This is a genomic window from Granulicella paludicola, from assembly GCF_025685545.1.
Lineage (GTDB): Bacteria > Acidobacteriota > Terriglobia > Terriglobales > Acidobacteriaceae > Granulicella > Granulicella paludicola.
The window spans coordinates 789,593-802,927 of the sequence record NZ_JAGSYC010000025.1 but is presented as its reverse complement, the minus strand read 5'-3'; the positions used below and the strand labels follow the sequence as shown (position 1 = coordinate 802,927).

Here is a 13,335-nt window from a genome sequence, read left to right as displayed (position 1 = left end):
GCCGGTGATGCTAGCAGAGTTCTAGTACGTTTGAAAATCATTCCCCATAGGAATCTTCGCAGCAACTGCGGAGAGAGCAACCAGACGCTCGGCCTGTACGCTTTATCGCTTTAAGCTCCTGCAGGCATCGAGTCACCTCCGCGAACGCACGCCCCGCCGTCCCGGTTCGCTTCCCTACTCGTTGTCCATCTTCGTTGCTGTGACGATGACGATATCGACCCTGCGATTCGATTGGCGCCCCAATGGTGTGTCATTCGTGGTGACGGGATGATATTGACCGTAGCCAGCAATGGAAAGACGCGCTGGATTGAAGTGTCCGTCATCTATTAACATCATCGCAACGTTAGTTGCGCGCGCGATCGAAAGGTCCCAATTGGAGTTAAACTCAAGCGTGTGGATCGGGAGGTTGTCAGTGTGACCTTCCACACGCATATCGAGCCCGTACTTCATCAGGACGGAAGCTATGCGCTGCATCTTTCCCGTCGCGTCCGCGAGTAGCGTCGCCTCTCCGCTCCTGAAGAAACCGAGTTCATGCAGGCTGATGACGAAGCCGTCCGGAGTCATCCTCAGCACAACCTCATTACGCGCAATCTCTTTCCCGAGTGCAGAGGTCAAGTCCCGCTGCAGTGCAATCACATCGACCCCCGCGCTTCGATTCACTAAAACAGGACCTGCATCAGAAGTCCTTGCTGCGCTGTTTACACCGGCGGCGGGAAAAGCGCCGAGTTGCTGGAAGCCCTGCTTCACGGCAGAGGATACCTGCTGAATATCGTGCTTCTCATGGTGGGAGGATGCGAAAAGAACGACAAAGAGCGCAAAGAGAAGCGTCATGAAATCAGCGTAGGAAACCGTCCAGCGCTCTGTGGAGGATTCACTCTCATGCTCCTGCAGGCTCATCGGGTCACCAATGAAGGGCGCTGCTTCGCCGACGCCGGCCCCACATAAACGAACGGTCTAAGTCGCTGCTCGACGGCGCCAGCGCTGAGACTTTCGGCGATGCCTGCGGTGCCTTCGACGATCATCTCGCGCAGAGCCTGACGCCGGGAATTGAGAACACGGATGCGACCGGCGCAAGGCAATAAAAAGAGGTTGGCCGCACCCACACCGTAAATGGTTGCGACAAAAGCGACGGCGATCCCCCGGCCGACTTCGGCGATATTTTCCATTTGCTGCATTACCTGATCGACATCGAATGCCACTCACACCCCCGGTGATGCCCATCCGCAGCGTATCGCACACAAAGTCCCGCGCGTGATGGTCTTTTAGGAAGCCCGGATACTTCGCAAAGATCTGGCTCTTGTCCGGATCCTCCACATCAGCCTCGATTGCAACCGACCCTTCCTTGCGAGCCTTGCTCAGCACGTCGAACATCATCTTCAGCGTCTCCGTATAGCGTTTCTTCGTATACGGCGATCCTTTCAGCACCCCAAGCACGCTGCTGATTGTTTTCTTCAAAATATGGATAGGGTTTGCAGTAAGAACAGTTCCAATCGCAGCTCCCCCGATGGTCACCAATTCTGATGGCTGGATCAGAACGGCTAGCTTGCCCTTCTCCATCAAGAACCCAGTAATCACGCAGCCAAAGACGACCAGTATTCCCACGATAGAAAACATTCGTTGTGACCCCGTTGTAGTGTTTAGCCGGGACGGCGATAAGCCGTCTGGCAAAGCAGAGTGGCTGATGGTGCCCGTGCTGTATCTGCATGGTCATCATCGGCAACCGGGGTAATTATTTAAATCGAAGGAGCGCGGACACGCACTCAGGCAGCGATGCCGATGCTCTGGCTCAGAACGCGCCGCAAATCCTCGAGTCCCTGCGGTCGGGGCAAAGTCTGCTCATTCGTCGCGAAGAACGCGATTGAATCCTCATGCGCAGGGTCGAACCCATGCATCCCCGCATAGCGATAGCGCCCCATGAAGCTGGGGTTCAGCAGAATCCCCGGCTTCAGTAAATAGATGCGGTCGCCATAACGCCCGTCCGGAAAGTCGCAGCCCCATGAGCGGAGAGTCTCGTCGTCGAGCCACTGCCCATCGGAGAGATACAGCAGAGCATCGCCGATCAGCCGCTCCGCCTCTTTGGTGTGAAACCAGAAGCGGGCCATCGTCGCATCGTAGACCGCGAAATAGTCTTCGCCAAACTCCAGCGGCAGAGAGCTCACGATCTGCATTAGCGCACACTCCTTGCGGATGTCCGTCATGCCGTGGTCGGAGAACGCAGCCACCTTCACTTCGTCGTAGTGCTCGCGGGCCAGCGCAATCAGGTCGCGAATCTCCTGCTCATACCAGCCCAGCTTGCAGATGATCTTCTGTGACGATGTGCCTTCATACTGCTGCAAAATATCTAGCTGCGGCAGAAAGATGTATGCCAGACGCAGCTTACCGGTGGCAATCTCTTTACGCGCGGCTGCCAGGTTCTCTTCCTCGTCCAGCCGCCAGTCCGATACATGGAATGGCACATTCTGCCTGCGCAGGTCGTCGAACAGAGTTGCCTGTGCACCGTTCGGCTCATAGAGGTCGCGGTTGTCGTTATAACCCAGTTGCCGCAGCAGGTTGAACGGCGTGTCACGTACCTCGAAGTCGCCGTTGCCACCCACATAGCGGCTTAGTTTCTTGCCGAACCAGCGCCGCACGCGGCCACGCCGCGTTAGAAACTGTGGCAGCAGCCGCGGCCACAGGACCTTGCGGAACGGCGAGTTGCTCGGGTCGTACGTAAATAACGCAAAGTGGCCGTGATCGCGTGGCTTCAGGCCCGTCAGGATCGTTGGATCGCCTGTCGCTCCTGGCCCGAAGATCGTTGCCAGCGGACCACGATATGGAAGCTCCTCGCGAAGGAAGCCGTGCTCGTGGGCCAGCCGCCAGCCCAGAGCATCGATGAACACCGCGATAGTGATGGAGGTTTTAGGCATCTTCACAGGACGAAACGGGTCGTACGAGCAGTTGTCCAATGAAGACATTCTCCAGAGAGAGGCCCGCAATTTGCTTGACAACAGTACTCAACCCATTGCAAGTCAACCTGTGACAAGCATAGGTTTGCCCGTGCCTTTCAGCACTTCCTCAAAAGGGGCAGAGCTTACCTCCACACCCATGTTTGCGACTTACCTGTTCCGAAGCGGGACACGTCACGACACGCGCGCTGGCACCAAACGCACAAATTCGTATATTTCTGTGGAAATCCTCGATAGCCCCAGAACTCGGTAACGTGACTGTAAATTCTTACTCCTCCTGCCACTCCCATCGATCAAGATCAACTAAATCGAGTCATCGATTGACAGATTCCGCTGGAGTCGCCTTCACGCTTGCAATAGATTATGGTGTACGACCGAAACACAACGAGACGCGTGCTGAAAGTCTGTTGCCGCGCCTTGGCCAGGCTTCGAACTTCACCAACGCTGGAACGATGAGGTAGTGGATGCAAACGGCACCAAGACAGATAGACGACCTGAAACGCGCGGAGTCTCTGCTACGCAGCGTACTTAACGGCTCTATCGATGGCATTCTCATCATGGATGCGGATGGACGCGTAGAGCTCGCCAATCCGGCCGCCGAAGCACTCCTCGGCTACGCCTCAGGTCAACTACCCGGCAAGAGCGTTGTCGATCTCCTTACCGTTCCCGAGCATCAGAATGTCGAAGAATTCCTCACCCATAGGGCGCAGGAACAGGAGCACTCCACCGAAAAGATCAGCACGCCCATCGACGGACGCAAACGCAATGGCAGCTCTATTCCGCTTTCTCTCTCGCTGAGCTCCACAGTCAACGAGGACACACCCGGATACATCTGCTGCCTCCGCTTCACACCGCCACAGAACGACTCTCACCATCAGGTCGAACTTGCGCTTAAGAACGCAAGGGACGTCGCTGAAGCAGCCAACCGTGCGAAAGGCGAGTTCGTCGCCACGGTCAGCCATGAGATCCGCACGCCGATGAACGCTGTCATCGGCATGACAGGTCTACTCCTCGAAACGCCTCTCACTCGCGAGCAGCGCGAGTATGCCGAGACCGTTCGCTCCTCCGGCGAAAATCTTCTTGAGATCATCAACGACATTCTCGACTTCTCTAAAATCGAGTCTCTTCGCCTTGAGCTCGAAGAACTGGAGTTCAATCTTGCCGAATGTGTCGAGGATGCGCTCGACCTCGTTGCTCCTGCCGCTGCAGCCAAAGGACTCGAGATCGGATACCTTCTCGACGAAAACCTGCCTTCGCTGGTCGTCGCCGACATCACCCGCGTGCGACAGGTCCTCGTCAACCTGCTTTCCAATGCCGTCAAGTTCACTGCTGCCGGTGAGGTCCTCGTCACGGTTTCGGCCGACAATAAGCGCGGCAACCAACTTCGACTACTTTTCGCGGTAAAGGATACCGGTACCGGCATTGCGAAGGATCGTCTCGATCGCCTTTTCCAGCCTTTTACTCAGGCCGACAGCTCCATCACGCGCCACTTCGGAGGCACGGGCTTAGGCCTCGCCATCAGCCAGCGGCTCGCCATCCTCATGGGCGGAACCCTGCGCGTTGAAAGCGTTCCCGGCGAAGGTGCAACCTTCTTCTTCACCATGCAGGCGCGATCACGCCCCTCTGCGGCCACGCACCATCTTTTCAAAGGAAAGACAGTCGTTCTGATCGATGCCAGCCCTCTGAGCGCACGTACCATTGAGGCTCAGGCGAAACGCCTTGGTCTCAAGCTGCTCCAGGCCGCTACTGCGGCCCAAGCCCAGACGTTACTTGAAAACAACGACGTCGACGCCGTCCTGCTCGCCAACACCGTGGCAAGCAAAGAGGGCGCAGCCGTCCGCTCCGCGCTGGCGTCTAGTAGACGGAAGAAGTTACCGCTCGTCATGCTCACCTCGCTCGGGGCCCGCAACACGGAACTCCACGCAGGCATCGTCCCCGCAGGCTGGCTCAGCAAACCGATCCGCTCGCAGGGCCTCGAATCCATGTTGTCCGAGCTCTTCGCCGGAGGCATCCCCGTTTCCGCTCCCATCGCCAGCGCGCAGAGTGGACCGACCGTCAAGCGCAGCATCCGCATCCTCGTCGCCGAAGACAACCCGATCAACCAGAAGGTTGCGATGAAGATGATTAAAAGCCTGGGCTATCGCGCCGATGTCGCCGGGAATGGGCTGGAAGTGCTCGATGCTCTCAACCGACAGCCTTATGACGTGGTGCTGATGGACGTGCAGATGCCGGAGATGGACGGTCTCGACGCGACGCGCAGGATTCGGCAGCGCTCGCCCGCCGAAGACGGCCCGTATGTCATCGCGATGACCGCGAATGCTATGCAGGGAGATGAGGAGATCTGTCTCGCCGCTGGCATGAATGAGTACCTCACCAAGCCGATCCGGATGGCCGACCTCAAGCTTGCGCTGGATCGCTGGGCGGAGATGAATCCAGATCAGGAGCGCACCGTCGTCACCTCCGCCGAGACCGCCGCGAAGTCCGCGCTGAGCGGCCAGCTGGCAGAGCTGCAGAGCATCGGCGGCGATGAGCTCGTCGCCGAGGTGATGAATGAGTTCCAGCTCCAGGTCGAGTCGGACCTCGCCGAGATCGTGGTTGCTGCCAAAGCCTGCGACTATGCAGAGCTACAGCGGCTCGGACACCGCTTGAAGGGCGGAAGCACGACTGTTGGCATTACGACTGTGACTGCGATCTGCACTGAGCTGGAAGCGGCGGCGGCGGACAAAGACGATCGCCGCATCGCGCTCATCGTCGAGCGGCTGAACCGCGAGGTGATCCGAACTCGGACGCTTTATGGAGCGAATGACGCTTCGAAGAACGTTCGCATTCTGATTGCGGACGATCATCCAGTTGTGCGTTTTGGCGTGCGAAGGATGCTACAAAGTCACGCTGAGTATGTTGTCGTTGGCGAGGCTTCAGATGGCAAGGAAGCGATTCGCGAGATGCGCGAGATGCAGCCTGACATTCTACTGCTCGACCTGAACATGCCGGAACTTCCAGGGTTGGAGACGCTGCGCGAGCTCACGACGATTCAGGTGCCGACAAAGACGATCCTGCTGACTTCAGCGATCAGCCAGCGCGAGATTCTGGAGGCTTTGCAGCTCGGCGCTCGCGGCGTTGTGCTGAAGGATGCGCTGACGACCGATCTGGCGATGTGCATTTCTACTGTGATGCAAGGTCATTATTGGCTGGGACGAAAGCCAGTTCAGAACCTGGTGCAGGTTCTGAACGATCTGATGGAGGAGATTAAACAGCCTCCGAAGAACACGTTTGGTCTGACTGTGCGCGAGCTGGAGATTGTGCGACTGATTGCGCAGGGAATGACGAACAAGGACATTGCGCGCGAGTGCGATATTGCCGAAGAGACGGTGAAGCGTCATTTGAAGAACATCTTCGACAAGGTTGGTGTCTGGAATCGGTTGGAACTGGCGTTGTTTGCGATCAACAACCATCTTGTTGGGGATGGTGCGGCGCAAGCATGAAGGCCCTCCCCCCATACTTTGCAGCTAAAGTGTTGACAGAATGCGGCTTACGGTGAGAGTTCGACACCTGAAGTCTGGGGTCCAGGACTAGGTCTGGACAGACAGCTGAGGATGTTCTCAAACCTTTCAGGATCTCGTCTGCCTCTACTTCCTATTTTAACAAACCGACCCAGGAAACATCCATTTATTTTTCAGCTCCTAAGCTGTTTCTTGTCAGCGAGTTCCCTGTCTAGGGCTGGCGCTGGGGGCTTGACACCAATTCACAGGAGCAGAGGAAACGCCAAACGCTGCCGCGAGACTTCGCGGCAGCGTCTGGTATCAGCAAGAGAGTTCAAGAGAGAGTGAAGGGCGGGACAGGCTTACCTGCCCTGCGCTTGCAAACAAGTGAAGAATTGGTACAAGTTCGAACGGTATAAGGGCAGAGAGAGATTTCTACGAATCTTTGTGCAGTGGTCCCCGTGATCCGGTCTGGATCAGGAGACCGGGAGAAGCTTGTTGACCCCACATGTGCGCTCGTTTTGGCGCCGCTTGTTTCCTGTATCCAAGATGCTGCCAAGGGGCGGAGTGCGGATATACCCCGATGGAGGTTGGGATGGTGCTTTGGGGGCAGAGGGCCGAGCCGAGGTCAGACAGCGTCCAAAGAGTCGATATCGGCGTTGATTTGGAAATGCCGGGCTGAGGAGAAGGGATGTGCCAGGGACTGAAGCCCGATTCCCGGACGATTCCAGATGCCTTGGCTTAAGCCCAAAGCTATCCTGAAGCGAATTTGGCGTAAGGCGTTGATGCTAATGCGTTTGCATCAAGGAATTCGGATGCAGGCTATTCAAGTCTGTCGATGCCAACAAAATAACTGTGGGAAACAAGAGATTTTTCGCGTTCGAGATGTGTTTTTCCATGAATTTCGCGTTACCGTGGAATCACCGAACGATTCATCGCGTTCGTAGCTGGTCTTATCAGGCCGGACTACGAACAAGGGTCCCCGCTACTGCTTTCGATTCTTCCAGGACGAAGATCAGGCAGCCACGACGATTCCCAAGACAGAGCCTTGCAGTGACCATTGCCTGCGGTCTGCCGTCGTGCATTCCAAGTTTCCCCAACAACTTCATTCCTACATCCAACTTCAACCAGCACGAGGAGAAGACTTATGACGACCGAGAACAGCAACTGTAATGTCAGTGGAGTATCGCGCCGCAACTTCCTGCGTACTCTGGGTGCAGCCAGCGCGGCTGCGGCAGCACTTCCGGCAGCGGCTGCGTTTGCGCAGCAGGCAGCGCCCCAGGCGGCTGTAGGCCAGGCACGTCGTCGCGACTTCGGATCGGACATGGGCGAGACCCGCGTGATGAACCCGAACACGGTCATCATCAGCTCGAACGAGAATCCTCTCGGACCCGCGTCTTCTTCGCTCGAAGCGATCTCGAAGACGGCCTCGCTGGGTGGACGTTATCACCAGGAGATCAGCGCGCAGACGGTGGCTGCGTTCAACGAGATCTACGGCCTGAAGCGTGGCTACTCTGCCCTGTTCCCCGGATCGGGTGGACCGCTGGACCTGGCGCTGATGTCAAACATCGGCCCCGACAAGCCGCTCGTGATGGCTGACCCCAGCTATGAGCAGGGCACGCGCGCTGCGCAGGCGATGAAGGCTCCCCTGTTTGCCGTGAAGCTGACCCCGACCTATGCGCACGATGTGAAGGCGATGCTCGCCGCTCATCCCTCGCCCGGTGCGTACTACATCGTGAACCCGAACAACCCGACCGGCACGATGACCCCGAAGGCCGACATTATGTGGCTGCTGAAGAACAAGCCCAAGGGTTCGGTGGTGATTGTGGATGAGGCTTACTTCCACTTCTCGACCGACGATTCGATGCTGGACCAAGTGGCTGCCGATCAGGACCTGATCGTGATGCGGACGTTCTCGAAGATCTACGGCATGGCCGGCCTGCGTGCTGGTTTTGCTGCTGGTCGTCCTGACCTGCTGATGAAGTTTGCGACTGTGGCCCAGCCGGCCCGCAGCCTTGCGAGCATCTCGATCACCAGCGCTGCCGGTGCGAAGGCTGCCCTGCAGGACAAGGACCTGATCGCGACTCGCCGCAAGATCAATGCGGACAACCGTTCGGAGACGCTCGAGTTCCTCTCGAAGAAGGGCTACACGGTTCTGCCCGGATCGCAGGCGAACTTCTTCATGGTCGACGTAAAGCGTCCGGGTCACGACTTCCAGCAGCAGATGATGAAGGAAGAGGTCGCTATCGGCCGTACCTGGGCTGCGATGCCGACCTATGTCCGCGTCACTGTGGGCACGAAGGACGAGATGGCGAAGTTCCAGACGGCGTTTGTGAAGTGCATGGACACGGCTCCGACCCCGGGACCGGTCAATGGCGCTTCGCTGTATCTGCCGACCCACTACACGCCGAGCGAGCTGTTCCGCGGCGAGTTCCACGGCTAAACGAACCTCTCAACCACGTTGCGAAAGCCCCGGCAAAACAGCCGGGGCTTTTTGCGTGTGATTATAGATGGCCACTTCTAGAGCTGAGAGATCGGGCCAGCTCTACCTCTGGGGCTAAAGCCCCCCTGATTGATTGGGCAATCGACGTACGGGCTAAAGCCCGTACCCTTCGAAGCCATATTTTCAGCAACCGCTGAAGCACCTACCCTTCTAGGCAAAACTTTCAGCAACCGCTGAAGCACATCCCCTTCAAGGCCAAATTTTCTTCGCCGAGCATTTCGTACACTTTGGGTGGAGGGTTGGATGATCGCGATAAAGAAAGAAGAAAAGGCGGAGGCCGTGGCGTCGCTGCAGCGTTATTTTGAGATGGAGATGCCGGAACCGCTGGGGACTCTGCCTGCGACGTTGCTGCTGGATTACTTTCTGGAGGAGATTGGACCGGTGATTTATAACCAGGCGATCGCGGATGCTCAGTCGCGGGTGATGCAGCGGGTGGGGGATTTGAATGGAGAGCTGTTTGAGGACGCGTTTACGTATTGGGCGAAGAAGGAGAAGAAGCGGCGGCGTTAGACGCGGGTCGCGAGGACAGATTTCGGCGGGGTGGCGGAGGGCAAACCTTAGGGCTGAAGCCCTTACTTCTTCTGCAGGCTGTGAGACCCAAGGCTGAAGCCTCGGGGTTACCTGAGTTGTGGCAGGGCTGGAGAGAGTACCCTCAGCGGCTGAATTCGTGCCCCAGAAGGGACGTTACGGCATAGCTGAAGCGATGCCCTTCACGAGACTGCGGGGCGGGAGGGTTGTGGCGTCCCCGACGGGATTCGAACCTCGTGTTTACGTCGTGAGTGCGACGTCGTCCTGGGCCACTAGACGACGGGGACTTCCCTGCCTGCGGGCTGATGGTGCATAGCCTTCCTTGTCTATTGTAGGCGAGGGCGGGCGGTGGAGTTGCGGATGAGGAGGGTGGGTTGGATGAGGTGGGCCTGGCTGCGAGGGCGCGGGGTGTCGGGGGTGGTGGCGTCGGTGCGGTGGAAGAGGCTGCGGAAGGCGGTGGCGGCTAGCTCGGCTCGGGGGACGTGGATGGTGGTGAGGGCGGGCTGGGTGTAGGCGCTGAGCTGGATGTCGTCGAAGCCGATGATGGAGATGTCGTGGGGAATGGAGAGGCCGGCTTCGTGGATGGCTCCCATGGCTCCGATGGCGGTGAGGTCGTTGGAGCCGAGGATGGCGGTGGGTGGGGCTGCGGCGGCGAGTAGGTGGGCCATGGCCCGGTGGCCGCCTTCGATGCGGTGGTTGGCTTCGATCAGGTGCTCGGGGGCGAGGGAAAGGCCGTGGGCGTGGAGGGCGGCGATGAAGGCTTGGGTGCGGGAGCGGGCGGAGCTGAGGGCTGCGGGGCCGCTGATAAAGCCGATGCGGGTGTGGCCGAGGGTGACGAGGTGGGCGATGGCCTGGTGGATGCCTGCGGCGTAGTCGACGGAGACGACGCTGGCTCCGGGGACGGCGGTGGAGGTGTCCATGAAGATGGTGGGGATGCGGCGCTCGCTGAAGGTGTGGATGAGGCGCTCTTCCATTTCGGAAGTCATGATGGCGACGCCGTCGACTTTGCGCTGGAGCATGCGGATGACGCAGCGCTCCATGCGGGCGGGGTCGTAGTCGGTGTTGGAGATGAGGACGTCCTGGCCGTGGGATTCGGCGATCTCTTCGAAGGCTTTGACGAGCTCGGGGAAATACGGGTTGGTAATGTCGGAGATGATGAGGCCGTAGAGATGGCTGCGGCCGGAGCCGAGGGTGCGGGCGCTGGTGTCGGGGTAGAAATCGAGTTCTTTGATGGAGGCACGGACGCGGTCGGCGGTGGCAGGGATGACGTGGGCGGTGCCGTTGATGACGCGGGAGACGGTGGCCTTGGAGACGCCAGCGTGTTTTGCCACAGCAGAGATGTTCATGCGCTCGATCATTCGATGCTTGAGTGTAGCGAGTGTGGCGCAGTCTTGACCAATGCGTTACGGTACCATCGCTTTGGATGCTGACAGGAGGCGATGTGGCAGGGCGAGTTTTGTTGACGGGTGTAGGCGGTCAGGTGGGTGGGGCGGTGGTTCCGCTATTGAAGAGGTTTGCGGAGGAGCGCGGGCTTGAGGTGGTGGCTCCGGTGCGGGGTGAGCTGGATTTGAGCGATGCTGCCGCTGTTCGAAGGTATGTACGCGAGGTGGTACCGCGGTGGATTGTGAATCCGGCGGCGTATACGGCAGTGGACAAGGCTGAGAAAGAGCCTGAGCTGGCGTATGCGATCAATGCAGAGGCGGTGAAGGTGCTAGGCGAAGAGGCGAAGGCGCTGGGGGCGGCGGTGATCTCGTTTTCTACGGACTATGTGTTTCCGGGCGACGGCGAACGTCCTTGGGTCGAGACGGATGCGACGGGACCGCTCGGGGTGTATGGAGCTTCGAAGCTGGCGGGCGAGAGGGCGCTGGCGGAGAGTGGGGCTGCATACTTCGTGTTTCGGACGAGCTGGGTATATGGGGCGACGGGAAATAACTTTCTGCGGACGATTCTGCGGTTTGCGCGAGAGCGTGAGGAGATGAAGGTGGTGGCCGATCAGCATGGTGCGCCGACGTGGTCGGAGTCGCTAGCGCGGCTGGTGGTGCATACGATGGCGAGGATGGAGGATGCGACCTGCAAAACCACGTCCCAAAGGCGGGACATGGGGCACCCGGATTCGAGCAGATCCCTGGCGGAGGCTGTGCGCGAGGTGGGCGGGGTGTATCACGCTTGCGATGCCGGGGAGACGACGTGGTTCGGGTTTGCGGAGGAGTTCGTAAGGCTGGCGAAGGTGGCGGAGCCGGAACAGAGGTTTGCGCGGCTGCTGCCGATCGCGACGAGTGACTATCCGACGCCGGCGAAGCGACCGCTGAACTCGCGGATGAGTTGCGAGAGGCTTCGCGCACAGCTGGGGTTCACGATGCCGAAGTGGGAGGACTCTGTGGCGCAGGTGATGGCGGCGATTGCGACCGGGTCTACCGCCAGCTGAAGGCGAGATGCCAGCGCAGGCCACTTTCGGCGGTGCGCTTTAAGACCTGCTCGTACTCGTGGAGTTCTGCCAGTATCTCGGCGCTGTGTTCGCCCAGCCGTTTCGGATCGGTCTCCAGCGCAGCTACCAGCGCGCTCACGGTATGCAGACCCTCTGCCGCGTCGAACCACTGTGGAGGCGGCAGCCTAGGGAGCAGATCGGGATTGCCTGCGCCTTCTTCGATCAGCAACGCCATTGAGTTCTCATCAGCGGAGAAGTACGTCAGCAGCGGAGGTACGCCGAGCCGCAGCGCCAGCTCCTCCACGGCGCTCTCATGACGGGCCAGTTCCCGGCCATTCACGTAGATGTTGAACCCAGGATCTTCGCCCTCAACGACGATGTACATCGTGGCTGCCATGTCGAAGAGTGTATCGCCAGAAGCGGCTATGAAAACAACCACGAAACTACCTTGGCACCACGCCGGAGTTGCGTTCGGCATCCTCAGACGATGGCAGGAGCAGGTAGACGCCCGCGAGCACCAGCAGCGCCAACCCTACGACGCCACGTAGCGTCATCGGCGGACGCGTGAGCACGATTCCCTCCAGCGCGATCAACAACGGCAGCAACGTGAACTGCGCGGACCACCGTGTGGCCCCGACACGCTGTAGAGCATAGACGCTTAGCAACGCAAGTAGACCGTCGCAGGAGACAGCCAGCAGGGAGACCGTAGGCCGGGTGTGCGTGGCCAGCGATTCCGCTGTGAGTGCGAGGCTGAAGATGAGGGTTCCGCCCAGCAGAGCGGTCGTGGGTCGCCAGCGTGTGGCGCTGCCGCGGAGGCAGAAGAGTGCGGCGCCGACACCTGTCATGACTGGCGCAAGCACCAGCGCTACATTGCTACGGACGTTGCCGAGGTTTGGTTCTACCAGCAACAGCAATAAGCCACCGACGGCAGCAAGTCCCGGCCAGATGCGACCCGCAGCGCCATCCAAGCCGCCTGCTCCCATCGCAGCAGCGGCAATGCCAACCGCCACGGGGGTGAGCGCCAAGGACATCGTCAGTGCCGGGCCATCGAGACCGCGCGCGTTCAAGAGGGCTCCTACGGCGGGACCGGCAAAGAGTAGCGCGCCGGAGAGCAGGCCGACCCACGAGCCTCTCAGCGTCACTTTTGCAGGGCCGCGACGCAGAAGGCTCAGGCTGACCAGCGTCGCCCACCCGCAACCCACGGCCAGCGATGACAGCGTTGGCTCGGCTTCAGGATGCGCCTCCGTGACGATCCAGCGGCTCGCGCCTGCCAACACAAGCAGCACAAACGGCGCCCAATGGGCTAAGCGAACTCTAGTCGTGCTCTTCAGCCCAGCCTCCGTGATGCGCAACAGGTCACACTTGGTAGACGCACCCTTGCAGGCCTACGGATTCAAAATGTGTTGAAGCGGTCTTGCGAGACCCATGCGGACTCTACGCTACCAGCGAAAAGCA

The 13,335-nt window shown here is 59.3% G+C and carries 10 protein-coding genes, 1 tRNA gene and 1 pseudogene; 4 read left to right on the top strand and 8 right to left on the bottom strand.

Going from position 1 to position 13,335, the window contains the following annotated elements; all coding sequences use genetic code 11:
- Positions 1–174: 174 nt before the first annotated feature.
- From OHL14_RS15140 to OHL14_RS15130, 4 genes and pseudogenes are all read right to left on the bottom strand, one after another.
- Positions 175–897 carry an OmpA/MotB family protein gene (locus tag OHL14_RS15140; RefSeq protein ID WP_263380191.1) on the bottom strand — a complete coding sequence of 241 codons (723 nt, stop codon included), beginning with the start codon at positions 895–897 and terminating at the stop codon, positions 175–177.
- Complete coding sequence (locus OHL14_RS15135) at positions 894–1,199, bottom strand: MotA/TolQ/ExbB proton channel family protein (protein WP_263380190.1); 306 nt, start codon at positions 1,197–1,199, stop codon at positions 894–896. The genes OHL14_RS15140 and OHL14_RS15135 overlap by 4 nt, the downstream gene beginning before the upstream one ends.
- 196 nt (positions 1,200–1,395) lie before the next feature.
- Positions 1,396–1,557: pseudogene (locus OHL14_RS20050) on the bottom strand (motility-associated protein); the annotation flags it as partial.
- Between the two features lie 203 nt (positions 1,558–1,760).
- Positions 1,761–2,906 carry an alkaline phosphatase family protein gene (locus OHL14_RS15130; RefSeq protein ID WP_263380189.1) on the bottom strand — a complete coding sequence of 382 codons (1,146 nt, stop codon included), beginning with the start codon at positions 2,904–2,906 and terminating at the stop codon, positions 1,761–1,763.
- 503 nt (positions 2,907–3,409) lie between these two features.
- Between OHL14_RS15130 and OHL14_RS15125 the strand changes: the two genes are divergently transcribed.
- The 3 genes from OHL14_RS15125 to OHL14_RS15115 all read left to right on the top strand — a co-directional run bounded on the left by OHL14_RS15125 (position 3,410) and on the right by OHL14_RS15115 (position 9,437).
- Complete coding sequence (locus tag OHL14_RS15125; protein ID WP_263380188.1) at positions 3,410–6,427, top strand: response regulator; 3,018 nt, start codon at positions 3,410–3,412, stop codon at positions 6,425–6,427.
- A gap of 1,144 nt (positions 6,428–7,571) precedes the next feature.
- A complete protein-coding gene (locus OHL14_RS15120; protein WP_263380187.1) occupies positions 7,572–8,867 on the top strand; it encodes an aminotransferase class I/II-fold pyridoxal phosphate-dependent enzyme in 1,296 nt (431 codons plus the stop codon).
- Positions 8,868–9,170: 303 nt separating this feature from the next.
- Positions 9,171–9,437: a DUF2164 domain-containing protein gene (locus OHL14_RS15115; RefSeq protein ID WP_263380186.1), complete on the top strand. Its 267-nt coding sequence runs from the start codon at positions 9,171–9,173 to the stop codon at positions 9,435–9,437.
- A gap of 227 nt (positions 9,438–9,664) precedes the next feature.
- Here the strand turns inward: OHL14_RS15115 and OHL14_RS15110 are convergent.
- Positions 9,665–9,742, bottom strand: a tRNA-OTHER gene (locus tag OHL14_RS15110).
- Positions 9,743–9,781: 39 nt separating this feature from the next.
- Complete coding sequence (locus tag OHL14_RS15105; protein WP_263380185.1) at positions 9,782–10,813, bottom strand: LacI family DNA-binding transcriptional regulator; 1,032 nt, start codon at positions 10,811–10,813, stop codon at positions 9,782–9,784.
- Positions 10,814–10,878: 65 nt separating this feature from the next.
- Here OHL14_RS15105 and rfbD point away from each other — a divergent pair, with 65 nt between their 5' ends.
- A complete protein-coding gene (gene rfbD / locus OHL14_RS15100) occupies positions 10,879–11,880 on the top strand; it encodes a dTDP-4-dehydrorhamnose reductase (protein ID WP_263380184.1) in 1,002 nt (333 codons plus the stop codon).
- Here the strand turns inward: rfbD and OHL14_RS15095 are convergent.
- Both OHL14_RS15095 and OHL14_RS15090 read right to left on the bottom strand, forming a co-directional pair.
- Positions 11,867–12,277 (bottom strand): hypothetical protein, encoded by a 411-nt coding sequence (locus OHL14_RS15095; RefSeq protein ID WP_263380183.1) that lies wholly within the window; start codon positions 12,275–12,277, stop codon positions 11,867–11,869. The two genes, rfbD and OHL14_RS15095, sit on opposite strands and share 14 nt — an antisense overlap.
- A 46-nt stretch (positions 12,278–12,323) precedes the next feature.
- Entirely contained in the window at positions 12,324–13,166 is an 843-nt protein-coding gene (locus OHL14_RS15090; RefSeq protein WP_263380182.1) for a hypothetical protein, read from the bottom strand.
- Positions 13,167–13,335 lie beyond the last annotated feature (169 nt).

Coding starts and splice junctions, on each gene's coding strand:
- OHL14_RS15140 (WP_263380191.1), bottom strand. CDS start 897: ATGAGCCTGCAGGAGCATGAGAGTGAATCCTCCACAGAGCGCTGGACG.
- OHL14_RS15130 (WP_263380189.1), bottom strand. CDS start 2,906: ATGCCTAAAACCTCCATCACTATCGCGGTGTTCATCGATGCTCTGGGC.
- OHL14_RS15125 (WP_263380188.1), top strand. CDS start 3,410: ATGCAAACGGCACCAAGACAGATAGACGACCTGAAACGCGCGGAGTCT.
- OHL14_RS15120 (WP_263380187.1), top strand. CDS start 7,572: ATGACGACCGAGAACAGCAACTGTAATGTCAGTGGAGTATCGCGCCGC.
- OHL14_RS15115 (WP_263380186.1), top strand. CDS start 9,171: ATGATCGCGATAAAGAAAGAAGAAAAGGCGGAGGCCGTGGCGTCGCTG.
- OHL14_RS15105 (WP_263380185.1), bottom strand. CDS start 10,813: ATGATCGAGCGCATGAACATCTCTGCTGTGGCAAAACACGCTGGCGTC.
- rfbD (WP_263380184.1), top strand. CDS start 10,879: ATGCTGACAGGAGGCGATGTGGCAGGGCGAGTTTTGTTGACGGGTGTA.
- OHL14_RS15095 (WP_263380183.1), bottom strand. CDS start 12,277: ATGGCAGCCACGATGTACATCGTCGTTGAGGGCGAAGATCCTGGGTTC.